Source organism: Streptomyces sp. NPDC002520 (genome assembly GCF_053595235.1).
On the sequence record NZ_JBSFXG010000002.1, the window covers coordinates 376,519 to 398,640 of the forward strand.

The 22,122-nt window shown below is 71.4% G+C and carries 24 protein-coding genes; 9 read left to right on the plus strand and 15 right to left on the minus strand.

The window, feature by feature from the left end:
* Window positions 1–30 precede the first annotated feature (30 nt).
* Window positions 31–1,797, minus strand: coding sequence for a pyridoxal phosphate-dependent aminotransferase (locus ACWD5D_RS04785; protein ID WP_451371339.1), 1,767 nt, complete (start codon window positions 1,795–1,797; stop codon window positions 31–33).
* Between the two features lie 294 nt (window positions 1,798–2,091).
* Between ACWD5D_RS04785 and ACWD5D_RS04790 the strand changes: the two genes are divergently transcribed.
* Both ACWD5D_RS04790 and ACWD5D_RS04795 read left to right on the plus strand, forming a co-directional pair.
* Window positions 2,092–3,087: an SCO2400 family protein gene (locus ACWD5D_RS04790; protein ID WP_451371340.1), complete on the plus strand. Its 996-nt coding sequence runs from the start codon at window positions 2,092–2,094 to the stop codon at window positions 3,085–3,087.
* A 246-nt stretch (window positions 3,088–3,333) separates the two neighbouring features.
* Entirely contained in the window at window positions 3,334–4,500 is a 1,167-nt protein-coding gene (locus ACWD5D_RS04795; RefSeq protein WP_451371341.1) for a serine hydrolase domain-containing protein, read from the plus strand.
* Between the two features lie 136 nt (window positions 4,501–4,636).
* Here ACWD5D_RS04795 and ACWD5D_RS04800 read toward each other — a convergent pair whose 3' ends face one another.
* Both ACWD5D_RS04800 and ACWD5D_RS04805 read right to left on the minus strand, forming a co-directional pair.
* On the minus strand, window positions 4,637–5,056 hold the full coding sequence (locus tag ACWD5D_RS04800) for an organic hydroperoxide resistance protein (RefSeq protein WP_451371342.1): 420 nt from the start codon (window positions 5,054–5,056) through the stop codon (window positions 4,637–4,639).
* A 104-nt stretch (window positions 5,057–5,160) separates the two neighbouring features.
* The gene (locus ACWD5D_RS04805) at window positions 5,161–6,159 is read right to left on the minus strand and encodes an NADP-dependent oxidoreductase (protein ID WP_451371343.1); all 999 of its coding nucleotides are present in this window, start codon (window positions 6,157–6,159) and stop codon (window positions 5,161–5,163) included.
* 87 nt (window positions 6,160–6,246) lie between these two features.
* Between ACWD5D_RS04805 and ACWD5D_RS04810 the strand changes: the two genes are divergently transcribed.
* From ACWD5D_RS04810 to ACWD5D_RS04820, 3 genes are all read left to right on the plus strand, one after another.
* Window positions 6,247–6,681, plus strand: a complete 435-nt coding sequence (locus tag ACWD5D_RS04810) for a MarR family winged helix-turn-helix transcriptional regulator (RefSeq protein WP_451371344.1) — start codon at window positions 6,247–6,249, stop codon at window positions 6,679–6,681.
* 77 nt (window positions 6,682–6,758) lie between these two features.
* On the plus strand, window positions 6,759–7,568 hold the full coding sequence (locus ACWD5D_RS04815; protein ID WP_451371345.1) for an EI24 domain-containing protein: 810 nt from the start codon (window positions 6,759–6,761) through the stop codon (window positions 7,566–7,568).
* Window positions 7,569–7,624: 56 nt separating this feature from the next.
* Window positions 7,625–8,014: a RidA family protein gene (locus ACWD5D_RS04820; protein WP_451371346.1), complete on the plus strand. Its 390-nt coding sequence runs from the start codon at window positions 7,625–7,627 to the stop codon at window positions 8,012–8,014.
* A 237-nt stretch (window positions 8,015–8,251) separates the two neighbouring features.
* Here ACWD5D_RS04820 and ACWD5D_RS04825 read toward each other — a convergent pair whose 3' ends face one another.
* Window positions 8,252–9,160 (minus strand): SGNH/GDSL hydrolase family protein, encoded by a 909-nt coding sequence (locus ACWD5D_RS04825; RefSeq protein WP_451371347.1) that lies wholly within the window; start codon window positions 9,158–9,160, stop codon window positions 8,252–8,254.
* Window positions 9,161–9,415: 255 nt separating this feature from the next.
* Between ACWD5D_RS04825 and ACWD5D_RS04830 the strand changes: the two genes are divergently transcribed.
* Window positions 9,416–9,910, plus strand: coding sequence for a DUF3145 domain-containing protein (locus tag ACWD5D_RS04830; RefSeq protein ID WP_451371348.1), 495 nt, complete (start codon window positions 9,416–9,418; stop codon window positions 9,908–9,910).
* 121 nt (window positions 9,911–10,031) lie between these two features.
* On the opposite strand, the gene ACWD5D_RS04835 is transcribed toward ACWD5D_RS04830, so the two are convergent.
* The 5 genes from ACWD5D_RS04835 to fasR all read right to left on the minus strand — a co-directional run bounded on the left by ACWD5D_RS04835 (window position 10,032) and on the right by fasR (window position 15,022).
* The gene (locus ACWD5D_RS04835; RefSeq protein WP_451371349.1) at window positions 10,032–11,303 is read right to left on the minus strand and encodes a beta-ketoacyl-[acyl-carrier-protein] synthase family protein; all 1,272 of its coding nucleotides are present in this window, start codon (window positions 11,301–11,303) and stop codon (window positions 10,032–10,034) included.
* Between the two features lie 87 nt (window positions 11,304–11,390).
* Window positions 11,391–11,639, minus strand: a complete 249-nt coding sequence (locus tag ACWD5D_RS04840; protein ID WP_451371350.1) for an acyl carrier protein — start codon at window positions 11,637–11,639, stop codon at window positions 11,391–11,393.
* Between the two features lie 106 nt (window positions 11,640–11,745).
* On the minus strand, window positions 11,746–12,777 hold the full coding sequence (locus tag ACWD5D_RS04845) for a beta-ketoacyl-ACP synthase 3 (RefSeq protein WP_451371351.1): 1,032 nt from the start codon (window positions 12,775–12,777) through the stop codon (window positions 11,746–11,748).
* Between the two features lie 23 nt (window positions 12,778–12,800).
* Window positions 12,801–13,727, minus strand: a complete 927-nt coding sequence (locus ACWD5D_RS04850; RefSeq protein WP_451371352.1) for an ACP S-malonyltransferase — start codon at window positions 13,725–13,727, stop codon at window positions 12,801–12,803.
* An 89-nt stretch (window positions 13,728–13,816) separates the two neighbouring features.
* Window positions 13,817–15,022, minus strand: a complete 1,206-nt coding sequence (gene fasR, locus ACWD5D_RS04855; RefSeq protein ID WP_451371353.1) for a fatty acid biosynthesis transcriptional regulator FasR — start codon at window positions 15,020–15,022, stop codon at window positions 13,817–13,819.
* Between the two features lie 288 nt (window positions 15,023–15,310).
* Here fasR and ACWD5D_RS04860 point away from each other — a divergent pair, with 288 nt between their 5' ends.
* A complete protein-coding gene (locus ACWD5D_RS04860) occupies window positions 15,311–15,967 on the plus strand; it encodes a pirin family protein (protein WP_451371576.1) in 657 nt (218 codons plus the stop codon).
* Window positions 15,968–16,026: 59 nt separating this feature from the next.
* Here ACWD5D_RS04860 and ACWD5D_RS04865 read toward each other — a convergent pair whose 3' ends face one another.
* The 3 genes from ACWD5D_RS04865 to ACWD5D_RS04875 all read right to left on the minus strand — a co-directional run bounded on the left by ACWD5D_RS04865 (window position 16,027) and on the right by ACWD5D_RS04875 (window position 17,849).
* Window positions 16,027–16,440 (minus strand): hypothetical protein, encoded by a 414-nt coding sequence (locus ACWD5D_RS04865; protein WP_451371354.1) that lies wholly within the window; start codon window positions 16,438–16,440, stop codon window positions 16,027–16,029.
* 403 nt (window positions 16,441–16,843) lie between these two features.
* Window positions 16,844–17,041 carry a DUF397 domain-containing protein gene (locus ACWD5D_RS04870; RefSeq protein ID WP_451371355.1) on the minus strand — a complete coding sequence of 66 codons (198 nt, stop codon included), beginning with the start codon at window positions 17,039–17,041 and terminating at the stop codon, window positions 16,844–16,846.
* Window positions 17,025–17,849 carry a helix-turn-helix domain-containing protein gene (locus ACWD5D_RS04875; RefSeq protein WP_451371356.1) on the minus strand — a complete coding sequence of 275 codons (825 nt, stop codon included), beginning with the start codon at window positions 17,847–17,849 and terminating at the stop codon, window positions 17,025–17,027. Before ACWD5D_RS04875 ends, ACWD5D_RS04870 begins: the two co-directional genes overlap by 17 nt.
* A gap of 83 nt (window positions 17,850–17,932) precedes the next feature.
* On the opposite strand from ACWD5D_RS04875, the gene ACWD5D_RS04880 reads away from it, so the two are divergent.
* Entirely contained in the window at window positions 17,933–18,361 is a 429-nt protein-coding gene (locus tag ACWD5D_RS04880; protein WP_451371357.1) for an ATP-binding protein, read from the plus strand.
* A gap of 24 nt (window positions 18,362–18,385) precedes the next feature.
* On the opposite strand, the gene ACWD5D_RS04885 is transcribed toward ACWD5D_RS04880, so the two are convergent.
* Window positions 18,386–19,213, minus strand: a complete 828-nt coding sequence (locus tag ACWD5D_RS04885; protein WP_451371358.1) for a serine hydrolase domain-containing protein — start codon at window positions 19,211–19,213, stop codon at window positions 18,386–18,388.
* Between the two features lie 124 nt (window positions 19,214–19,337).
* On the opposite strand from ACWD5D_RS04885, the gene ACWD5D_RS04890 reads away from it, so the two are divergent.
* The gene (locus ACWD5D_RS04890; protein WP_451371359.1) at window positions 19,338–19,808 is read left to right on the plus strand and encodes a MerR family transcriptional regulator; all 471 of its coding nucleotides are present in this window, start codon (window positions 19,338–19,340) and stop codon (window positions 19,806–19,808) included.
* 97 nt (window positions 19,809–19,905) lie between these two features.
* Here the strand turns inward: ACWD5D_RS04890 and ACWD5D_RS04895 are convergent, their stop codons facing one another.
* Together ACWD5D_RS04895 and ACWD5D_RS04900 are read right to left on the minus strand one after the other, a co-directional pair.
* Window positions 19,906–20,775 carry a DUF4429 domain-containing protein gene (locus ACWD5D_RS04895; protein WP_451371360.1) on the minus strand — a complete coding sequence of 290 codons (870 nt, stop codon included), beginning with the start codon at window positions 20,773–20,775 and terminating at the stop codon, window positions 19,906–19,908.
* 66 nt (window positions 20,776–20,841) lie between these two features.
* On the minus strand, window positions 20,842–22,059 hold the full coding sequence (locus ACWD5D_RS04900; RefSeq protein WP_451371361.1) for an alpha/beta hydrolase: 1,218 nt from the start codon (window positions 22,057–22,059) through the stop codon (window positions 20,842–20,844).
* Window positions 22,060–22,122 lie beyond the last annotated feature (63 nt).

A 22,122-nucleotide genomic window follows, 5' to 3' on the forward strand; every position in this document is an offset into this window, starting at 1 on the left:
GCGTCGACGCCCGGGGGTGAGAGCCGGTGGCTAACCCGCCTGCCCCATCCCCGCCGCGTTCGGCCAGCTCTGTGTGTTGGGCCAGCCGGTCGCCGGGGCCGGGGTCAGACCGGCCGTCGGGGCCGGCGTGCCGGGGGCCGTCATTCCGCGGACCTGGGCGGCCGTGAGGCCCCCGCGGGCCGGGACACCCGGAGGGGTCGGGGCGACCGCGACGGGCGCGGGGGCCGGGACCGGGAGGACCGGCACCGGGGCAGGGGCCGGTGGGGTGGCAGCCGGAGCGGGGAACGGCGTGGGGGCCGGGGCCGGTGTGGCGTAGGGAGCCGGTGCCGGGGCGGGCGCGGGGGTCAGGACCGGCGCGGGTGCCGGTGGTTGCTGCGTCGGAACGGCCATCGGCTGCTCCAGTCGCTCCATGACGAGCGCCGCGGGCTGTTGCACGGGCACCGCCTGGGCTGCCGCCGGCATCGGCATCGGCATCCCGCCGTCGGCGGCCGGGAAGGCGGCCGCCGCGGGGGCGGTGCCGGTGGTCGGGAAGGCGGCCGGGCCCGGGGTGGCGACGGCGGCGACGGCCTGTGCGGCCAGTCCCGGCATTCCGGCGCCGTTGGTCTCGCTCACCAGCCGGTCCACCGCCGCCGTGCCCGAGCTGTAGCTGGTCCCGGTGCTCAGCTCGGGCACGGCGGCTCCCCTCCTGGTCCCGTAGAGCACCTGCTCCAGGCCGGACACCAGGCGACGCACGTCGACCTGGGGGCGCACCACGAGTCTCAGGAAGCGGCTGGACGAACCGATCTTGTTGCCGCACTCGCGGACCAGGATCCGGTGCTCGGTGAGCAGCCGGTCGCGGACCACGGTGCCTTCGGCGCCCACGGGGAGGCGGACGAAGAGGAAGTTGCCCTGGGAGGGGTAGACCGTGAGGCCGGGGAGGGTGGAGAGGTGGCCGGCCATCTCCAGGCGGTCGCGCCGTATCTGGAGCAGGCTCTGCGCGTACTCCGGGCCGTGCTCGCGCAGCATGAACACCACGTGCTCGGCGAAGGAGTTGAGGTTCCACTTGGGGAGCATCGAGCGGATCCTGCCCGCGATCGCCGGGTTCGCCACCAAATAGCCGAAGCGGACGCCGTGCAGTCCGAAGTTCTTGCCGAGGCTGCGCAGCACCACCACGTTGGGGCGGAGCATCGCCTCCTGCACGACGCTCGGTTCGGCCTCCGCGTCGGCGAACTCCAGGAACGACTCGTCCACGACGACCAGGTCCAGGTCCGCCATCGCGTCCATGAACCGCACCAGCGACTGCTTGGCCACATGGCCGCCGTCGGGGTTGTTCGGGTTGCAGACGACCGCCACGCGGGTGCCCCGGGCGCGGATGAACTCCGCGTACCGGGCCAGGTCCAGCGTGAAGCCGTTCGCCTCCTGGAGCGGGAACATGTCGACCCGTTTGCCGGTCTCCATCGGCTGGTCGGTCCAGCGGCCGAAGGTGGGGACCGGGACCGCCAGGGACTCGCGGACCAGGAGATGGTCGATCCAGGTGATCAGCTCCGTCGAGCCGTTGCCCATCGCCATGCACTGCGGCGGCAGTTGGAGCAGGCCGGCCAGTTCGGCCGTGATCGTGTCGGTGTCGCTCGGGTAATACGTGATGATCTCGCGCAGCCGGACCGACATCTCCTCGAACATGGCCGGCGTCGGGAAGTACGGGTTGCACGGGATGCAGAAGTCCACCGGCCCTGACCCGTCGTTCTCCCGCGTCAGCGCCGCCATCGAAGGGCTGTGCGCCGCGGTGCCGCGGAACAACGAGGTGACGTTGTCAGGCAAGGGGAACCTCCGTCGAAGGGTGGCCCGTGCGGGGGAGCACGGGCCGCCCATGAGTACGCGGGCGCCGGAGGTGGCGTTCAACTCACGGGGCACGTGAGCCGGTTCACTAGCCGGTTCACTGCGGCCGGGGCGGCCCGGAGTGGGCATCGGGCCCGGGAGCCTGACGGTGAGTGGATGGATGGGCGCACAGGGAACGGTTTCGGCAACGGTTTGGAGAAGATTTGCCATCCCCCACGAAACCTTCACAGCGCTGCCTAGGAAGGTGACGGTTGTGGAATCTAGTCTTCCCGCGTCATGGACTACTGCCACACGTGCCAACGGCACCTCAACGGCGCCCTGGCCTGCCCGGGCTGCGGTGCACCGGCGCAGACGCCCGCCGCGCCCGCACAAGTACCTCTCGTGCGCGGGTACGAGGGCATGGTGGCCGACCCCCACGGACAGAACGGACGTCCGGGAGCCCCCGCGGGCCACGACGGCCAGGGCGCGCCGACACCCCCGGCCGGCACCCGGGTCCCCCGGCAGAGCGGCGCGCCCGAGGCGTACGAATCGGCGGGCGGTTACGGGCAGGCCGGCGGGCACGCCGTTCCCGGCGGCGAGCGCGACTCCTACGACGCGTCCGACGCCGGCGCCGACGGCGGTTACGCCGCCGAGTACGACGACCACGGCGACGGCGACGAGCACGCGGGCGAGTACGGCGACGACCACACCGACGACCATGCGGACGAGTACGCGGACGACGCCCCGGACGGCCGCCGCGCGTCCCGTTCCTCCGGCCGGCGCCAGTCCCGTACCGAAGGCAGCCGGCGGGACCGCAAGGCCGCCGCGCACCGGCGCCGCCGGCGCCGCACGGTGCTGATCACCGCGGGCCTGGTCCTCGCGGCGGGCGGTCTGACCTTCGCCGAGATCGGCACGGACGCCCCCTTCTCCTCCGGTGGCCCCGCCGCCCCCGACCAGACGGCCGCGGACGGCGCCGCCGCCTCCGACGCCCCCGACGGCTCGGCCACCCCGGACGACGGCGCGGGCGTCGCCACCGGCCAGAACGCCTCGGCCGCATCCCCGGACCCGTCGGCCTCCGCGTCCGCGTCCAAGGACCCCAAGCACAAGGCCTCGGCGTCCCCGAGCGCCAAGGAGACGCAGTCGGCCACGGTGTCGGCCCACCCGTCGGCGACGGTCGCCCCGCCGCCCTCGCATCCGACCGCCACCCCGACCGGCGCCCCGACGACCTCGGCGCCCACGCCGCGGCCGTCGCCGACGAGGACGTGCAACCGCTTCCTGTGGTGGTGCACGTAGCCGTTCCCTCTTTCGAGGCGACGGCAGCCGTCCGCACCCGCGCAACCTCCTCATGATCCTCACCTCCTCTCCCCGTGCCGCCCCATGTCATCGGCCATCCGGGGTATCGGTGACACCAACGGGCCCTCACGGCTGTTGAGTCGAACAGGTACGTCTCGCCGTACTCGACCTCGGGGACGCCCGAGACCCGAGCGGGCGTCGTGCCGAGGGGGAGTGGCGAGCAGCGGCTCAGGCTGAGGAGAGCGGATGACGCAGGAGATCACCGTGCACGGCACGGTCGCCGAGGGCTTCGAGGCCGTGCGCGAGGAGTTCGCCGCGTTCGTCGCCGGGGAACGCGGCGACTACGAGGGGCAGTTGTGCGCATATGTCCACGGCCGCCGGGTCGTGGACCTGTGGGCGGGCGAGGGCGTCGACGGCGACTGCCTGTACGGCGTGTTCTCGTCCACCAAGGGCGCCGCCCACCTCGTCGCTGCGCTGCTGGTGCAGGACGGCACCCTGGAGCTGGACCGCAAAGTCACCTACTACTGGCCGGAGTTCGGTGTCGAGGGCAAGGCTGCGCTGACGCTGCGCGAGCTGCTCGCCCACCGGGCCGGCCTGATCGGCACGGACGCCGGGTTCGGCGCGGCGGAGCTGGCCGACGACCGCGCGCTGGCCGAACGCCTCGCCGACCAGCGGCCGTTCTGGCGGCCGGGCGCGGCGTTCGGGTACCACGCCCTGGTGCTCGGCGCGCTGACCGGCGAGGTCGTCCGGCGCGCGACGGGCCGTACGATCCAGGAGCTGTACGAGGAGCGGGTCCGCGCCCCCTACGGCCTGGACCTCCACCTCGGCCTGCCGGCCTCCCGCGAGCCCCGCTTCCGCACCACCCTGCCGATGCTGCCGACCCCCGGGCAGCAGGCGCTGCCGGACGCGCGGCCGACCGGTCCGCACACGCTCACCTCGATCGCCTTCAACCGCCACGCCCCCGAGCCGGTCGACCTGGAGTCGCTGCCGAACGAGCGCACCGTCCGCGCCAAGGGGCCCGCCTCGGTGGGCGGCATCGCATCGGCGCGCGGCCTGGCCGGGATGTACGCGGCGATGATCAGCGAGGTCGACGAGAAGGCGCCGCTGCTGAAGGAGGACACGGTCGCGGAGTTCGGACAGCCGCACTCGGTCGGCTACGACCTGGTGGCCCGCACCCACAAGTCGTTCGGTCTCGGCTTCCAGGTGACGGCCGACATCTGGCACCCCTTCCTCGGCGCCGGCGCGATCGGCCACAGCGGCGCCGCCGGCTCCCAGGCCTTCGCCGACCCCCGCAGCGGCCTCGCCTACGGCTACACCCGCCGCCGCTTCGCCTTCCCGGGCGGAGCGGCTCCGGAGAACGAAAGACTGGCGATGGCGGCACACCGGGCAGCGCTGGACACCGGGCAGCGCTGACACCCCGGGGGCGCGGGGCTGTGCCGATGTGCGGCTCCGCCGCGTGGGCGCGACCGGCCCACCGCAACCCGCACCCGAAAAGACGGCAGCCGCACCCCTCACAGGATGCGGCTGCCGCCGTACGCCGGTACCGCGCTCAGACCAACGTCACCGTGATGTTGCCGCGCGTCGCCTTCGAGTACGGGCACACCTGGTGCGCCTTCTCGAGCAGCTCCCGGGCGGCGGTGGCGTCGACGTTCGGAATGCTCGCCGAGATCTCGACGATGATCCCGAAGCCGTCCTCGTTCTTGCCGATCCCGACCTTCGCGGTCACGGTCGACCCGGTGATGTCGGCGCCCTCCTGCCGGGCGACGACGCCGAGCGCGCCCTGGAAGCAGGCGCTGTATCCGGCGGCGAACAACTGCTCCGGGTTGGTGCCGGCGCCGTTGCCGCCCATCTCCTTGGGCGGGTTCACGACGACGTCGAGCTTGCCGTCGTCGGTGGCGACGCGACCGTCGCGGCCGTTCTCTGCGGTGGCGACGGCGGTGTAGACGACGTCGGACTGCTGGATGGGCATGCGGTGCCTTCCTCCTCGGCCCGCCACGACTCGCGCCCACGATCGACGGCGGATTTCGGAAAGAAGCTACCGCATGCCGGAAACCCAGCAGAAGCCCCGGCCGGTCAGAGCTTGACGATCATCTTTCCGACGTTGTCGCCGCGCAGCACCCCGAGGAACGCCTCGACGTTGTTCTCGATGCCCTCAATGACCGTCTCGCGGTACTTCAGTTCACCCGAGGCCACCCAGGGGCCGACCTTCGCGACGAACTCGGGCTGGAGGTCGTAGTGGTCGCCGACCAGCAGTCCCTCGATGCGGCCGCGGGTCTGGATCAGCCGGGCGAGGTTGTTCGGGCCGGGCGCGGGCTCGGTGGCGTTGTAGACGGAGATCGCGCCGCAGATGGCGATCCGGCCGTGCAGGTTGAGCGACCCGATGGCGGCCTGGAGGTGCTCCCCGCCGACGTTGTCGAAGTACACGTCGATGCCGTCGGGGGCGGCCGCGCGCAGCTGCTCGCTCACCGGGCCCTTCTTGTAGTTGAACGCGGCGTCGAAGCCGTACTCGTCCAGCAGCAGCTTCACCTTCTCGTCCGACCCGGCCGAGCCGATGACCCGGGAGGCGCCCATGAGCTTGGCGAGCTGGCCGACCTCGCTGCCCACGGCACCCGCGGCGCCGGAGACGAACACGATGTCGCCCTCCTTGAAGGAGGCGGTGCGCAGCAGGCCGGCGTAGCCGGTCAGGCCGGGCATGCCGAGGACGCCGAGGTACGTCGAGAGGGGCGCGGCCTGGGGGTCGACCTTGACGGCGTGCTGCGCGTCCATGACCGCGTACTCGCGCCAGCCGAAGAAGTGCAGGACGTGGTCGCCGACCGCGATGCCCTCGGCGTCGGAGGCGACGACCTCGCCCACCGCGCCGCCCTGCATGACCTTGCCCACCTCGTAGGGGGCGGCGTACGACTTCGCGGCACTCATCCGGCCCCGCATGTACGGGTCCACGGAGAGGTACTCGTTCCGTACCAGGATCTGGCCCTCGCCGGGGGTCGGGACCTCGGTCTCGACCAGGGCGAAGTCCTCGGGCTTCGGCCAGCCGACCGGACGGCTCCGCAGGTGCCACTCACGATTGATCATCAGGGTGCCTCTCCAATTACTTCAGTACCTGAAACAACAGTGCCTCTGAATATTTCAGGTGTCAAGTAAATGGGGTACTCTTGAGGCATGGCCACACCGCAGAGCACCCGTCCGGACGAACTGACCGTGGAGGTCGTCGAGCTCATCGGCGAGGTGGTGGGCCGCTACCACGCGGACTACGAGGAGGCCGCCGCCGGGCACACCCTGACCGGCGCCCAGGCCAAGCTGCTCAGCCTGCTCGCCCTCGACCCGCTGCCCATGCGCAAGCTGGCCCAGAAACTGAAGTGCGAGCCGTCCAACGTGACCGGGATCGTGGACCGCCTCGAATCCCGCGGCCTGGTCGAGCGCCGCCCCGACCCCGCCGACCGCCGCGTGAAGATGGCCGTCGCCACCGACGAGGGCCTGCGCGTGGTCCGCGAACTGCGCGAGGACCTCCGCTTCGCCCGCGCCCCCCTCGCCGGCCTCTCCGACGAGGAACGCCGCTCCCTGCGCGACCTGCTGCGCCGCATGCTGGACGCGTAACGCCTGTTCAGCGGCCCAGGAGCCCGCCCGACCAAGGGGGGAACCGGCCGGCCGCCGTCCCCCGATAGGGTTCTCCCATGCGTGATCTCGGGGTGGGGTTCGGTTATCTGCTGCAGGGCCAGCGCTGGGTGGGCCGGCACGGCCGGCAGTACGGGTTCGCACTGCTGCCCGGCCTGATCGCCCTGGTCCTGTACGTGGCGGCGCTCGTCGCGCTCGCGGTGTGGGGTCAGGACGCGGTCGCATGGGCGACGCCGTTCGCGGACGACTGGTCGAGCCCCTGGCAGGGACTGTTCCGCGGCTTCCTCACGGTCGTGCTGTTCGCCCTCGGCCTGCTGCTGGCCGTCCTCACCTTCACGGCCGTCACCCTGCTGATCGGCCAGCCCTTCTACGAGAGCCTCTCCGAGAAGGTCGACGAGGACGTCTCGCCCGACGGCACGGCGCCGCGCTCGCAGCTGCCGCTCTGGCACGAGCTGTGGATCTCCGCCCGCGACAGCCTGCGCGTCCTGCTCCGGGCCGGACTGTGGGGCGTGCTGCTCTTCGCCCTCGGCTTCCTGCCCGTCGTCGGCCAGACGGTCGTCCCGGTCATCGGCTTCTTCGTCACCGGGTTCTTCCTCACCGAGGAACTCGCCTCCGTCGCCCTGCAGCGCCGCGGCATCGATCTCCGCGCCCGCCTCGCCCTGCTCCGCTCCCGCAAGACCCTGGTCTGGGGCTTCGGCACCCCCCTCGGCCTGTCCTTCCTGGTCCCCTTCGTCGCCGTGTTCCTCATGCCCGGCGCGGTCGCCGGCGCCACCCTCCTCGCCCGGGACCTGCTGGGCGAGGAGAGCGCGCAGGAGGGCGAGCAGGAGTCCGAGGAGGAGTCCGCGGGCGCGAACAGCCCGTACGCATGACAGCCGTGCCAGACATTCGCTTGTCGCATCCGCCGGTCGGACCTAGCGTCAACACCATGCAGATCACCCTCGGCAATCCCGCCTCCGCGCCCCGGCCGCTGAGCCCCTACCACTCCCAGGTCGCCCGCGTCGAACAGGCCGACGGCAGCGCCCTGTTGTTCCTCTCCGGGCAGATCGCCGAAGGCACCACCCTCGCCGAGCAGACAAAGGGCGTCTTCGAGACCATCGGCGCCCTCCTCGAAGCGCACGGCGCGACCCTCACGGACGTCATCAACATCCGCACCTACCTCACCGACATCACCCGGCTCGACGAATACGGCGCGGTCCGCCGCGAGTTCCTCACCGGCACCCCGCCGACCAGCATGACCTTCGAAGTGCCGCGCCTGTTCCGCCCGGAGGCCCAGGTGGAGATCGAGATCGTCGCGGCGGTGCCGGCCGACAGGTGACGGGGCCGCGGACGCGTCCGCCAGTTGTGAAGGGTTCGTACGAGATCTCCGGCAGGCGTTCGATCACGGGCTGCGGGGCCGCCGCGCCGATTAGGTTCTGATCCGGGACAAGTGCCCCACGTGCAGCCCCGGCCCGGACTCCTGACATCCGGACCGGGGCACGCTACGCCCGCCCCGCCCGGTACCAGAAGCCGTGTCTGCCCCCCCCGACGAACCCGGAGCGGGGCAGAGCTCAGGTCACGGCTGTGCGGCCGTGACCGTCCGATAGGCGATCTCGGCGAGCCGCGCCTGGCCGTTGCGGCTCGGGTGGAACCAGTCCCAGTGGCTGAGCTGCTCGGTGGCGAAGCGGAAGTCGAAGACCGCGTTGCCGTCGAAGCGGCAGCGGCGGTCCTTGGCACAGACCTCCTTCAGCACCGCGTTGTACGCCTCCACGCGCTCCTGCACCTTCTCCCGCCGCCGCTCGGCCGCACCGGACAGGTCGTCCGCGTCGCCCAGCATCGACGGGCAGATGCCCAGCTTCCACACCTGCCTGCCCAGCGGGTCCGTGCGGCCCTCGGCCCACAGCCGCTTCAGGTTCGGCACGCTCGCCACGTACACCTGCGTCTTCGGCAGCGCCGTCCGCAGGGTGCCCAGCGCCTCCTCGAAGTCGGCACGGAAACCGGCCACCGACGTCATCGCCCGCACCGAGCCCCGGCAGGCGTCATTGGCCCCGGCCATCACCGTCACCAACTCGGGCTCCCGGGCGGCCGCCTGGGCCATCTGGTCCGGCAGGTCGGCCATCCGGGCGCCGGTCACCGCGTAGTTCCAGCTGCGCTCCGCCGCCCCCGTCACCCCGAGCAGACGCACCGCCAGACTGTCCACCCTCGCGTCGCTGCCCGTCGCCCACGACACCTCCGGGCAGTCCGAGAACACCGTGCACGCGTCGAAGCCGCGCGTGATGGAGTCACCGACCGCGGCGATCGAGTCCGGGCTGCGGTCCCACACCGGGGCCGGCTTCGGCAGACGATGGGACGCGCTCCCGGAGTCCTTCGTACCGGAGGAGCCGCCCCCGCCGAACGCGTCGCACCCCGTGGCCAGCACCGCCGCCGTCACCGCCGCCGTCACCACCGCTACGACGGCCCGCACACGGTGGCCTCGCTTCCGCATCCCTGCTGATCCCCTCGCTCGGCGCCGCAGTGTTCCCTCCCATGACAACGTGCGAGGGTTCCCGGCCGGGCCCCTTGGAACGGCGCACCCCCGTACAAGCGTCCCCCTGGGTGAATGGCAGGGGTTTCCTGGCAGCGGGACCGACGGTACGTCACACTCCTTGCACCGCCGCAGGGTAGCCTCGCCATGAACGCGGCCGTCGCGCCACTGCCGCCGGCCAGTCCGAAGGATGTCCCGCTCTGCCCGGAGGTTCCGGTGACGACACGTGGAGTTCTGTACGTGCACTCCGCGCCGCGCGCGCTGTGCCCGCACGTCGAGTGGGCCGTCGCGGGGGTGCTCGGCACGCGCGTCAGCCTCGACTGGATCCGGCAGCCCGCGGCCCCCGGCACCTGGCGCTCGGAGTTCTCCTGGAAGGGTGAGGCGGGCACCGCGTCCAAGCTCGCCTCCGCCCTGCGCGGCTGGCACCTCCTGCGCTTCGAGGTCACCGCCGAGCCCTGCCCCACCGCCGAGGGCGAGCGCTACAGCTGCACCCCCGACCTCGGCATCTTCCACGCCGTCACCGGCATCCACGGCGACATCCTCATCCCCGAGGACCGCCTGCGCGCGGCCCTGCTGCGCAGCCGGCGGGGCGAGACGGACCTGGAGGCCGAACTGGCCAAGCTCCTGGGCAAGCCCTGGGACGACGAACTGGAACCCTTCCGCTACGCGGGCGAGGGCGCCCCGGTGCGCTGGCTTCACCAGGTGGTGTGAACCGCGGGAGACCGGCGACACAGAGGACACCGAGGGCACCAGGACATGAGGAAGGGCCCCCACCGGCCGGTGGGGGCCCTTCCGTCGCGTTCTCGGACCGTCAGGCAGGTCTCGTACGTCCTCAGACCGTCCGGAACGCCAGGACCACGTTGTGTCCGCCGAACCCGAACGAGTCGTTCAGCGCGGCGATACGGCCCTCGGCGGGCAGCTTGCGCGCCTCACCGCGGACGACGTCGGCGGTGGCCTCCGCCTCCGGGTCGAGGTTGTCGACGTTGATGGTCGGCGGAGCGATCCGGTTGTACAGGGCCAGCACGGTCGCGACGGTCTCGACACCGCCCGCACCACCGAGCAGGTGACCGGTCATCGACTTGGTGCCGGAGACCGCGAAGTGGTCGGTGTCGTCACCGAAGACCTTGCGCAGCGCCTTCAGTTCGGCGACGTCACCGGCCGGCGTCGAGGTGGCGTGCGCGTTGACGTGCACGATCTCGGCCGGGTTCAGGTCGGTGTTGTCGAGCAGGTTCTGCAGGGCGTGCGCGATGCCGCGGCCCTCCGGCTCCGGCTGCACGATGTCGTGGCTGTCGGCCGAGATGCCCTGGCCGACGGCCTCCGCGTAGACGCGGGCACCGCGCTTGGCGGCGTGCTCGGCGGACTCCAGGACCACGACGCCGGCACCCTCGCCGAGGACGAAGCCGTCACGCGCGAGGTCGTAGGGGCGCGAGGCACCCTGCGGGTCGTCGTTGTTCTTGGACATCGCCATCATGTTTCCGAACGCGGCGATGGGCAGCGGGTGGATGGCCGCCTCGGTGCCGCCGGCGACGACGACGTCGGCACGGCCGGTGCGGATCATCTCGATGCCGTAGCCGATGGCCTCGGCGCCGGAGGCGCAGGCGGAGACCGGGGTGTGCACACCGGCGCGCGCGCCCACGGCGAGACCCACGTTGGCGGACGGGCCGTTCGGCATCAGCATCGGCACGGTGTGCGGGGAGACGCGGCGTACGCCCTTCTCCTTCAGCACGTCGTACTGGTCGAGCAGGGTCGTCACACCGCCGATGCCGGAGGCGATCACCGCACCCAGGCGGTCGGGGTCGACGCTGCTGTCGTCGCCGGCCTTGTCGGTGAAACCGGCGTCCGCCCAGGCCTCCTTGGCCGCGATCAGCGCGAACTGCGCCGAGCGGTCCAGGCGGCGGGCCTGCGGGCGCGGAATGACCTCGCCCGGCTCCACGGCGATCTGTGCCGCGATGCGGACCGCCTGGTCGGCGGCCCAGTCCTGGTCGAGGGCGCGGACGCCGGACTTGCCGGCGACGAGGGCCTCCCAGGTGGAAGCTGCGTCGCCACCCAGCGGTGTGGTTGCGCCGATACCGGTGACGACCACGGTGCGATTGGTCGGGCTCACGGGAATTCTTTCTCCAACGGATGCGGGATTCATACGGCGCCACCGCCGGGTGGCGGGGCCTCGCAGCCTGACTGCCTAAGGGGTGGCTCAGGCCTGGTGCGTGAGGATGTAGTTGGTGGCGTCACCAACGGTCTTCAGGTTCTTGACGTCCTCGTCCGGGATCTTCACGTCGAAGCGCTCCTCGGCGGCGACGACGACCTCGACCATGGACAGCGAGTCGACGTCCAGGTCGTCGGTGAAGGACTTGTCCAGCTGGACGTCCTCGGTGGGGATCCCGGCGATCTCGTTCACGATCTCGGCGAGACCGGCGACGATCTCTTCCTGAGTGGCGGCCATGTCAGGCGCTCCTTCTTCGATATTCCAGACGGTTTTTCGGCGCCCGCCGCGTCAGCGGCAGGTGGTGCGGCACGTGCGCCGGATCGCATGATCCGGCACGGAGTGCCTAGGGGAGGGTAACGACCGTGGCGGCGTAGACGAGACCCGCCCCGAATCCGATGACGAGCGCGGTGTCGCCACTCTTCGCCTCCCCGGTCGCCAGGAGCCGCTCCATCGCGAGCGGGATCGAGGCGGCCGAGGTGTTGCCGGTGGTGCGCACGTCACGGGCGACCGTGACGCTCTCCGGCAGTTTCAGCGTCTTCACCATCGAGTCGATGATCCGCATGTTGGCCTGGTGCGGAATGAAGACGTCCAGGTCGTCCGCGGTGATTCCGGCCGCGTCCAGCGCCTGCTGGGCGACCTTCGCCATCTCGAACACGGCCCAGCGGAACACCGCCTGGCCCTCCTGCGTGATCGCAGGGAACTTGATGTTGCCCTCGGAGTCCAGGGGCAGCTCGGCGACGTCGCCGATCCTGAAGCGGTCCCAGGGGACGGTCTGCTTGATGGTCTCGGACTTGTCGCCCTCCGAGCCCCAGACGGTCGGGCCGATCGCCGGCTCCTGGGAGGGGCCGACCACGACCGCGCCGGCGCCGTCACCGAACAGGAAGGCCGTCGCCCGGTCCTCCAGGTCGGTCAGGTCGCTCAGCCGCTCCACGCCGATGACGAGCACGTACTCGGCGGAGCCCTCCACGACCATGCCCTTGGCGAGCGTGAGGCCGTAGCCGAAGCCCGCGCAGCCCGCCGAGATGTCGAAGGCGGCGGCCTTGTCGGTGCCCAGCTGGTCGGCGATCGCGGTCGCGATGGCCGGGGTCTGCGAGAAGTGCGAGACGGTGGAGACGACCACGGCGCCGATCTGCTCGGCGGAGATGCCCGCGTCGGCGATCGCCTTGCCACTGGCCTCGACCGACATCGCCGCGACGGTCTCCTCGGCGCTCGCCCAGTGCCGGGTCTCGATGCCGGAGCGCGAACGGATCCACTCGTCGGAGGAGTCGATCTTCTCCAGGATCACGTCGTTGGGCACGACCCGCACCGGCCGGTAGCCGCCGACGCCGAGGATGCGCGCGTACGGGGCGCCCTTGCTGGGCTTGATCTTCGCCATGATCGGTACGGCTCCTTAGGGCGTCAGGCGTTGGCGAGCTCGGAGACGAGCGCGCGTGCCGCGTCGAGGTCGTCGGGGGTCTTCAGCGCCAGCGTCTTCACGCCCGGCAGCGCGCGCTTGGCCAGTCCGGTCAGGGTGCCACCCGGGCACACCTCGACGAGCGCGGTGACGCCCAGTTCCTTGAACGTCTCCATGCACAGGTCCCAGCGGACCGGGTTGGCGACCTGGCCGACCAGCCGCTGCAGCACCTCGGCGCCGGTGGCGACGGCCTGGCCGTCCTTGTTGGAGACGTAGGTGACCGTCGGGTCGGCGGGCGTCAGCTTCGCGGCGGCCGCGGCCAGCGTCGCGACCGCGGGGGCCATGTGGCGGGTGTGGAAAGCGCCGGCGACCTTCAGCGGGACGACCTTGCGGACACCCTCGGGCTTGTCCTCGTTCAGCGCGGCGAGCTGCTCCAGCGTGCCCGCGGCGACGATCTGGCCGGCGCCGTTGATGTTCGCCGGGGTCAGGCCGAGCTTCTCCAGGTGCGCGACCGAGACCTCCGGGTCGCCGCCGAGCAGCGCCGACATGCCGGTCCTGGTGATCGCGGCGGCGTCGGCCATGGCCAGACCCCGCGTGCGCACGAGACGCAGCGCGGAGGTGTCGTCCAGCACGCCCGCGAAGGCGGCGGCGGTGATCTCACCGACGCTGTGGCCGGCGACCGCGCCCGGTGCGATCTCCGCGATGTCACCGAGTGCCGCGGCGGACAGGATCCCGGCGGCGACCAGCAGCGGCTGGGCGACGGCGGTGTCGCGGATCGCGTCCGCGTCGGCCTGCGTGCCGTAGTGGGCGAGGTCGAGGCCGATGGCGTCCGACCAGGCCGCGACGCGGTCGGCCGCGCCGGGCAGTTCGAGCCAGGGGGTCAGGAAGCCGGGCGTCTGGGCGCCCTGGCCGGGAGCGACGAGTACGAGCACCTTCACACTCTCTCTTGGGGACGGCCACGGCCGCCCGTGAGGACAAGGACGAAGAACACGAAGGGCTTTTGTGGGCCCTCGACAAAAAACTAGAGCTGGGTGTCTCCCTCGGCCAGACGCCCCAGGATCAGGGCGATCCGCAGTGTGAACGCGGATCGTACATCGGATGGCGACCAGCCGGTGACGTCAGTCACACGTCGGAGCCGGTAGCGCACGGTGTTCGGGTGAACGAACAGCATCCGGGCCGCGCCTTCCAGACTGCTCGCCTGCTCCAGGTAGACGCTCAAGGTCTCCAGGAGTGCCGAGCCCGCCTCCTCCAGCGGTCTGTAGATCTCCTCCACCAGCTGCTCGCGCGCCCCGGGATCGCCCGCGATGGCCCGCTCCGGCAGCAGATCGTCCGCCAGCACCGGCCGCGGCGCGTCCTGCCAGGCCAAACACGCCTTCAGTCCCGCGGCGGCCGCCTGCGCGGACCGCGTCGCGGCCAGCAGGTCGGGGACGACGGGCCCGGCGACCACCGGCCCGGCGGCGAACGGCCCGATCAGCGACTTGGCGACGGCGAGCGGATTGCTGCTCCCGCCCGCGATGACGACGAGCCGGTCCCCGAGCACCCCCGTGAGCACCTGCAACTTGGCATGCCGGGCAGCCCGCCTGATCGCCTCCACGGTCAGCTCGCTGTCCCCGTCGGGCGCGGTACCGAGCACGACGCACACATGCTCCGGGGAGTTCCACCCCAGCGCGGCGGCCCGGTTCACCGCCCCCTCGTCGGCCTCCCCGCTGAGCACGGCGTTCACGACGAGCGACTCCAGCCGCGCGTCCCAGGCACCGCGTGCCTCGGCGGCCTGCGCGTACACCTGGGCGGTCGCGAAGGCGATCTCCCGCGCGTACACGAGCAGAGCCTCACGCAGCACACTCTCGTCGCCGGGCGCCGCCACCTCGTCGATGGCGCTCTCCATGACCTCGATGGTGGTGCGCACCATCTCCACGGTCTGCCGCAGCGTGATGGCCCGGGTCAGCTCCCGCGGCGCCGTCCCGAACACATCGGTGGAGATCGCCTGCGGCGCGTCCGGATGCCGGAACCACTCCGTGAAGGCGGCGATGCCCGCCTGGGCCACGAGCCCGATCCAGGAGCGGTTCTCCGGTGGCATGGCCCGGTACCACGGCAGAGTCTCGTCCATGCGCGCGATGGCCTGCGCGGCGAGACTTCCGGAGGATTTCTCCAGCCGCTTCAGGGTCGCGGAGTGCGCGTGGGCGTCGTGCGCCGCGAGTTCGCGGTGATGGGATTCGGGTTCGGGCACGTGGACAAGACTGCCTTATCCGGACGCGGACGTGTGCCGCCGGGTCCGGGTGAGAGGTGCGGGGCGCGGCCTGCGGAGGTGTGCGTAGGTGGTTGACGGTGGGGTGCGCGAGGTCCGTGCGCGGTCGAGGGCGGTGTGCGTGAGGTGCGCGAGGTCCGTGCGCGGTCGAGGGCGGTGTGCGTGAGGTGCGCGAGGTCTGTGTGCGGTTGAAGGCGGTGTGCGTGAGGTCCTTGTGCGGTGCAGGGTGGTGCCCGTGATGTCCGGGTGCGGTCTACGGTGGTGCGCGTGATGGACGTACGGCGCGCCGACGAGCGCTACCCCGGCGGGGCCCCGGAGGCCGGGATCGAGACCCGCCACGCCTTCTCCTTCGGCCCGCACTACGACCCCGACAACCTGCGCTTCGGCGCGGTGATCGCCTGCAACGAGGAGCGGCTCGCGCCGGGCGCCGGGTTCGACGAGCACCCGCACAGCCACACGGAGATCGTCACCTGGGTCGTCGAGGGCGAACTGACCCACCGCGACTCCACCGGCCACGAGACGAAGGTCCGCCCCGGCGACGTCCAGCACCTCAGCGCGGCGGCGGGCGTCCGCCACGTGGAACGCAACGACGGCCCCACCCCCCTGACCTTCCTCCAGATGTGGCTGGCCCCCCTGGAGCCGGGCGGCGAGCCCTCTTACGAGATCGTCCCCGGCATCGCCGACGCCACGCCGTACGCGCTGCCCGGCGCGGGCGCGATGCTGCATGTACGGCGCCTGGGTGCGGGCGAGCGGACGGCGGTGCCGGACGCGGCGCATGTGTACGTGCATGTGGTGCGGGGCGAGGTGCGGCTGGGGAAGGAGACGCTGGGAGCGGGGGACTCGGCGCGGATCACGGGGGCGGAGGGCCTGGAGGCGGTGGGGGTCACGGCGGCCGAGGTGCTGGTGTGGGAGATGGCCGGACGCTGAGCCTTGGAAATTCATCAGCCAGCTGTGCACGAGGGTGGCGCGTTCAGTGCCTCAGTTGCTCAGCCGCCCCACGGCAGCGGTCCGCTCCGGCCGAACACCCGGACGCCCTCCTCGTGGACTCCCACATCGTCCAGGGAGGTCCGCCACCCTGCGCCTTGCAAGATGTCCCTCAACATCGTTCTCATGGTCTCCAAAACCGCGTCGGCAAAGGGGAGTACAGGGTTTTCGAAATCTCCCCGTGCTGCACAATCGCCCACCTTCGTCATCAGATCCGCACTGGACGACCACTCGGCATAGACGCCTTCCGACCCCCCTTCCGAACCTGCGTCGAGGAACGTGTCGATGTACACGTGAACACCGGAGTGTCCCTTGCGATCGACGAGGGGGATTCCGACCAGGCGTAGTGTCTGCCGGACCTCTTCCGCAGTACGCCCGTATTCCTGCCTCTTTTCCTCTGAGACGTGTTGAATCATGCTGCCGCCCCTCCCCATCGAGCCTCCTACGGACTACTTGCCCCGGGCTCGCCGTCTGCGCCGGACTCGTCCTCTACGGCGTCTTTGATACTGAGGACAAGCCGAGCACGCCCAGCATGCCGACCGCCGCAGTGACGTACGAGGTCACCGGTACCGGCACCGCCGACCTCACCTATCAGGCCCGCAGCGAGACCGGGAAGGCTGCCGTCGGCCAGAACGCCCACCTGCCCTGGCGCAAGACCGTCGACGTCCCCCTCGGACAGGACCCGACCATCGGCATCGTCCTCGGCGAGCACGGCGGCACCGCCCGCTGCACCCTCGCCATCCGCGGACAGCACATCCAAAGCGCCCCCGCCACTGGCACGTTCGCCCGCGCCACCTGCTCCGGCACGCTGCCTGTGGACTACCGCAGACCGTCGACGAACGCCTGCCAGGCGGACGCGCCGACGATCACGACGGCACCCGAAGGGTCCTTGCTGTCGCGCACCGGGACGGCGCCGGCCGGGTAGCTATCGGCCACCTCGACGCACTCGCCGCCGCTCGTGCCGCTGTACGACGACTTCCGCCACCGAACTTTGGTCAGGTCACGGCCGATCCCCATAGCGTTCCTCCATCACACGAGCGATCAGAGCCGCCGAGTCCTCGGGGGAGAGGGCTGTGGCTTGCAAGCGAGCGTAACCGACCGAACGCTCCCTGATCACTTGTGGGTTGGCGGTCACATGGCCCTGATCGTAGCTCTCCACGTAGAACAGATCAGGGTCGTCGTCGAACCTGAGAAGGGTGAACGATCCCATCATTCCCGTGTGCTGGCCGACAGAGAACGGAAGCACCTGGATCTGCACCCACGCAGCGTCGCGGAAGTCCAACAGGCGGGCCAGTTGCCTTCGCATGACGTCACGGCCGCCGACTTCCTGGAGCAGCGCGGCCTCGCTCAGTACGACCCACAGAGCTGGTGGCTGCTCGCGTTCCAGGATGCGCTGGCGCTCCAGCCGGGCCGCCACCATCTCGTCGGCCTTGTCGGGGTGGTCGACGCCGAGCAGTGCCCGCGCGTACTCCTGCGTCTGCAGCAGCCCGTACACCAACTGCGCCTGATACGTGGAGATGTACGTCGCCTTCGCCTCCATCTCCGCGTACGGCTGGAACCAGGTGGGCAGTTGGCTGCGGAGCACCAGGCCGACCAGGCGGGAGAAGAGGCCGTCCGTGCCGAGGGCGGCGTCGACGCGTTCGGAGAAGTCGCGGGTGGGGACCTTCTTCGTGGTCTCGATCTGGCCGATCAGGGAGCCCGTGCAGAAGATGACGTCCCCGAGCTGGCCCTGCTTCAGGCCGTGGGCCTCGCGGTGGCGGCGCAGTTCCCAGCCGTAGTAGTCCAGCGGGGAAGCGCTGGGGTCGAGGGACTGGATGTTGGCCACAGCGGCACCTCCGGCCTGCAACGCCTCGCGGCGTTCGTTTCGTTGCGTAGCCGAGCGTATGCGGTGCGTCGCATTGTGGTGACGTGAATCACGCAACTGGTCCGCAGGTGACCGACTTTCAGCCGTACTACCGCGCCGAGCTCGCGTTGGGCGAGCACTCGGCCCGGCATCTGCGCCGCATTCTGCGGCTCCACCTCGCAGGCTCGGGTCTGCTCGACGCCGCCGACGCGGCCGAACTGGCGTTGACGGAACTGCTCGCCAACGTCGTCCGGCACGTACCCGGCCGCCGCTGCCGGATCTGCTTCCTGCTCCTGCCCGGCGTGGTGCGCGTGGAGGTCTCGGACAGCTGCTCGCGGCTGCCGGTTCCGGGGAGCGGGAACGTACTCGCCGACGGTGGGCGCGGCCTGATCCTCGTCGAGACCGTCACCGACCGGTGGGGTGTGAGGCCGCGCCCCGCCGGGGGTGGCAAGACCGTCTGGTTCGAGTGCCTGGCCAAGCCGCCGGAGCGGTGAGCCCGCGCGTCGACGGCAGTGGCCTCAGGCCCGCAGCTCCGCCAGTACCGCGTCCGTGAACACCGGCCAGGCCTCGATCGCCCAGGGGCCGAAGGCCTTGTCCGCGAGGGCGACGGCGGCCACCCCCGCGTCCGGGTCGATCCACAGGAACGTACCGGCCTGGCCGAAGTGGCCGAAGGTGCGCGGTGAGGACGAAGACCCCGTCCAGTGGGGGGACTTGGAGTCGCGGATCTCGAAGCCGAGACCCCAGTCGTTGGGGTTCTGGTGGCCGTAGCCCGGAAGCACGCCCTTCGTCCCGGGGTACTGCACGGTCATCGCCTCCGCGACCGTCCGCGGATCCAGCAGCCGGGGCGCCTGCACCTCCGCAGCGAACCGCAGCAGGTCCGCCACCGTCGACACCCCGTCCTTCGCGGGGGAGCCCGATCCCTCCAGCGACGTCCCCGTCATCCCCAGCGGCTCCAGCACCGCCTGCCGCAGGTACTCGGCGAAGGGCATGTCCGCCGCCTTGGCGATGTGGTCCCCGAGCTCCTCGAATCCGGCGTTGGAGTACAGCCGCCGTTCCCCGGCCGGCGCCGTCACGCGGTGCTCGTCGAAGGCCAGGCCGGAGGTGTGGGCGAGGAGGTGGCGGACCGTGGAGCCGGGCGGACCGGCCGGTTCGTCCAGCTCGATCGCCCCCTCCTCGTACGCGACGAGCGCCGCGTACGCCGTCAGCGGCTTGGTCACGGAGGCCAGCGGGAAACGGTGCCCGACGGGACCGTGGGTTCCCAGGACCGTACCGTCGGCTCGTACGACGCCCACCGCGGCGGTGGAAACCGGCCAGTTCTCGATCAGTGCCAAGCTCTGCAACGACATGGCATCGAGCCTATGCGGCGCCCCGCCCCCGCCAAACCGAGGGGCACCCAGGGGGCGTTTCTTACCCGGCTCCCCCCGGAATCCGCTTGCTTGGAGTGCGCTCCAAGGCCATAGCGTGGTGGTCATGACGGTGATGCAGACCACGCCAGCGGCCACCGGGCAGGCCACCCCCGCCGACCTCTGCTCAGCCCCACCCCGGCGCCATCCCCGGCCCGAGGGCCAGGACCGCTACACGATCAGCGAGGTCGTCGCCTTCACCGGCCTGACCGCGCACACCCTGCGCTGGTACGAGCGGATCGGCCTGATGCCCCACGTCGACCGCTCGCACACCGGCCAGCGCCGCTACAGCAACCGCGACCTGGACTGGCTGGACCTGGTGACCAAGCTGCGCCTGACCGGCATGCCGGTGGCGGACATGGTCCGGTACGCGGAGCTGGTGCGGGAGGGGGAGAGCACGTACGCGGAACGCCAGGACCTGCTGGAGGCGACCCGCAGGGACGTGCTGGCCCGGATCGCCGAACTGCACGACACGCTCGCCGTGCTCGACCGCAAGATCAGTTTCTACGCGGATGCGACGGAGGGGGCCACTCGATGACCGGCGCCACGATTTTGGCGGTACGGCTCGATTCCGACGGTACGGCTCGGTGCCGGCGGGAGTGGTTCCGGCTGGAAGTGGCTGGGGCCGGGAGTGGCTACAGCTCGGCCAGCAGTTCGGCCTTCTTGGAGGAGAACTCCTCGTCGGTGACCAGCCCGGCCTGATGCAGCTCCCCGAGATGCCGGATCCGCTCGGCGATGTCCGCCGGATCCCTGCGTGCCGGGGCCGGTGCCACGGGCACCGGCCCCCTCGTGCGCACCGCCGCCAGCACGGCCGCGGCGAACGGCAGCGACTCGTGCACCGGCCCGTACCCCAGCCCGAAGGCGACCGCCGCGGGATCCTGGTCGGGCTGAACGGAGGACCCACCGGAGGCCCCGCCCGACTCGGCGGAACGCTTCAACAGGCGCAGGTGTCCCTCGAACACCTCCGGTGAGCGCCATTCCACCCCGCTGAGGTCCGCCACCGCGAAACTCTGGTCGCCGGCCTTCCACTTCGCCGAGGACGCGCCGGTCCAGGACCAGCGGAACTGCACGGTCGTACCGTCGAAGGACGCCTTCCCGTCGTACGCCTTGAAGTGCAGCGGAGCGCCTGGCACGTCGACCAGGAAGCGCTCGGCGGGACCAGCCCCGGACTCGGTCAGCAGCCCCTTCAGCTCGTCGGCGTAGTACTCGGCGAGGGTCTCCCGCTCGGCCGGCAGGACCAGCCGGTACGGATCGGAGCCCTCGCGCAGCTGCCCGGCCGCGGCCTCCATCAGCGGGTCGGCGCCCGCGCGCGGCTCGAGCCGCAGAACGACCGTGCCGCGCTTGCCCCGGGTCAGCGTCACACCCTCCAGCGCGGACAGCGGGACACGCCGCTCACCCAGTGCCTGGAACAGCTTCGGTGTTCGAATCCCCCGTTCGTAGCGGATGAGCACGGAGTCGGACTCGAACTCCCAGACGGCATGAAAACCCGCCAGTACGTCACCCATGCGGCTCATCGTATGCGGCACATGTCCCTCCGTCGCCACCCGCGCAGACCGCACTTCCTGCTGTTTCTACGCGCGTCCGGCCGTCGTGGTGCCCGTCAGGTCGGCCCGGCAGACGTCGTTCTCCCGGGCGCAGGTCACCTTGTCGTACGCGCCTACCCCGACAGCGGCGAGGTTGCGCAGGCTGTCCGTGCCCGGTTGGAAATAGCCGCTGTGCCCCTGCGCGTCCCGCGCGGCCAGCACCCGCGCACCGAACGCCGAGGACACCGGGTCGGCCCCGTGCCCGAGCCAGGCGACCTCCAGGTACGGCACGTCCTGCACCCAGTCGGTGGCGTCGCGCATCGCCCACACCCGGGCCGAGGTGCCGAGGCCGGAGGCCTTGGAGACCCGCATGCCGGGGCTCGCGGCCACCGCTATGTCGGTCACCCGCCGGGGCATGTCGTGCGCGGCGACCCCGCACAGCACCGAGCCGTAGCTGTGGCAGAACATCGACACCGGGGCCCGGCCGGGCAGGGCGTGCAGCAGCGCGTTCAGCCGTACGGCGCCCTCGGCGGCGCGCATCGCGGTGGCCGCGTCCACGCCGAGTCCGTCCGGGGTGGTGTAGTCGGCCCAGGCGATCACGGCCGTACGGGCCCCGGGGCTCGCCTCCCGCTCGGCGGCGTACAGGGCCTTGCCCATGCCGACCGGGGCGCTGTACGGACGGTTCGTCCGCTGGAAGGTGAGCAGGTTCGTGTCGACACCGGGGACGACGACGGAGATCCGCTCGGCCCGGGTGAGGTCCCCGAAGACCTCGGCGACGCGGCCCGAGTCCGCCGGGTCGAAGGCGAGGATCTGGCGGCCGGGCTGCAGCAGCGCCTCGTAGCGGTGCATCCGGCGGCCGGCGTCCTGGTGTCCGGCCGCGGTGAGCCGGCTGTCGTGCATGCGTTTGCGCTCGACCTTGCGGGCCTGGTCCAGCGCGATGTGGTTGGCGCGGTAGCGCAGGGAGACCGGCGCACCGTTCATGTTGCCGACCGCGAGCGGATAGCGGTGGGCGAGACGGTCGCGCTCGTGCGGGGTGAGCGAGGCGAAGAAGCGGGTGAGCTTCGCCGGGGCGCCCTGCGGGTCCGGCAGGTGGAGGCCGTGGACGCTGCCGTGCTTCCACTTGTCCAGGGAGGCCTGCAGTTCGGTGGACTCCCGGTGCGTACGCAGGGCGGTCCAGCCGGTGGTCGCGAGCATCACGAACACGACGGCCAGCGCCAGCAGTGCGCGCCCGACGTTCAGTTGCGGGGGAGTGTCGAAGGAAGTCACTGGGAGGACACACTAGGAGAACGAACGGGTCGCGCGGTAACCGAGTGGCAGGGATCACGTTTC

What these genes read in the sequence shown, in the direction of transcription:
- ACWD5D_RS04790 (WP_451371340.1), top strand. Translation starts at nt 2,092, where the DNA reads ATGGACTACTGCCACACGTGCCAACGGCACCTCAACGGCGCCCTGGCC.
- ACWD5D_RS04795 (WP_451371341.1), top strand. Translation starts at nt 3,334, where the DNA reads ATGACGCAGGAGATCACCGTGCACGGCACGGTCGCCGAGGGCTTCGAG.
- ACWD5D_RS04800 (WP_451371342.1), bottom strand. Translation starts at nt 5,056, where the DNA reads ATGCCCATCCAGCAGTCCGACGTCGTCTACACCGCCGTCGCCACCGCA.
- ACWD5D_RS04805 (WP_451371343.1), bottom strand. Translation starts at nt 6,159, where the DNA reads ATGATCAATCGTGAGTGGCACCTGCGGAGCCGTCCGGTCGGCTGGCCG.
- ACWD5D_RS04810 (WP_451371344.1), top strand. Translation starts at nt 6,247, where the DNA reads ATGGCCACACCGCAGAGCACCCGTCCGGACGAACTGACCGTGGAGGTC.
- ACWD5D_RS04815 (WP_451371345.1), top strand. Translation starts at nt 6,759, where the DNA reads ATGCGTGATCTCGGGGTGGGGTTCGGTTATCTGCTGCAGGGCCAGCGC.
- ACWD5D_RS04820 (WP_451371346.1), top strand. Translation starts at nt 7,625, where the DNA reads ATGCAGATCACCCTCGGCAATCCCGCCTCCGCGCCCCGGCCGCTGAGC.
- ACWD5D_RS04825 (WP_451371347.1), bottom strand. Translation starts at nt 9,160, where the DNA reads ATGCGGAAGCGAGGCCACCGTGTGCGGGCCGTCGTAGCGGTGGTGACG.
- ACWD5D_RS04840 (WP_451371350.1), bottom strand. Translation starts at nt 11,639, where the DNA reads ATGGCCGCCACTCAGGAAGAGATCGTCGCCGGTCTCGCCGAGATCGTG.
- ACWD5D_RS04845 (WP_451371351.1), bottom strand. Translation starts at nt 12,777, where the DNA reads ATGGCGAAGATCAAGCCCAGCAAGGGCGCCCCGTACGCGCGCATCCTC.
- ACWD5D_RS04860 (WP_451371576.1), top strand. Translation starts at nt 15,311, where the DNA reads ATGGACGTACGGCGCGCCGACGAGCGCTACCCCGGCGGGGCCCCGGAG.
- ACWD5D_RS04865 (WP_451371354.1), bottom strand. Translation starts at nt 16,440, where the DNA reads ATGATTCAACACGTCTCAGAGGAAAAGAGGCAGGAATACGGGCGTACT.
- ACWD5D_RS04870 (WP_451371355.1), bottom strand. Translation starts at nt 17,041, where the DNA reads ATGGGGATCGGCCGTGACCTGACCAAAGTTCGGTGGCGGAAGTCGTCG.
- ACWD5D_RS04885 (WP_451371358.1), bottom strand. Translation starts at nt 19,213, where the DNA reads ATGTCGTTGCAGAGCTTGGCACTGATCGAGAACTGGCCGGTTTCCACC.
- ACWD5D_RS04890 (WP_451371359.1), top strand. Translation starts at nt 19,338, where the DNA reads ATGACGGTGATGCAGACCACGCCAGCGGCCACCGGGCAGGCCACCCCC.
- ACWD5D_RS04895 (WP_451371360.1), bottom strand. Translation starts at nt 20,775, where the DNA reads ATGGGTGACGTACTGGCGGGTTTTCATGCCGTCTGGGAGTTCGAGTCC.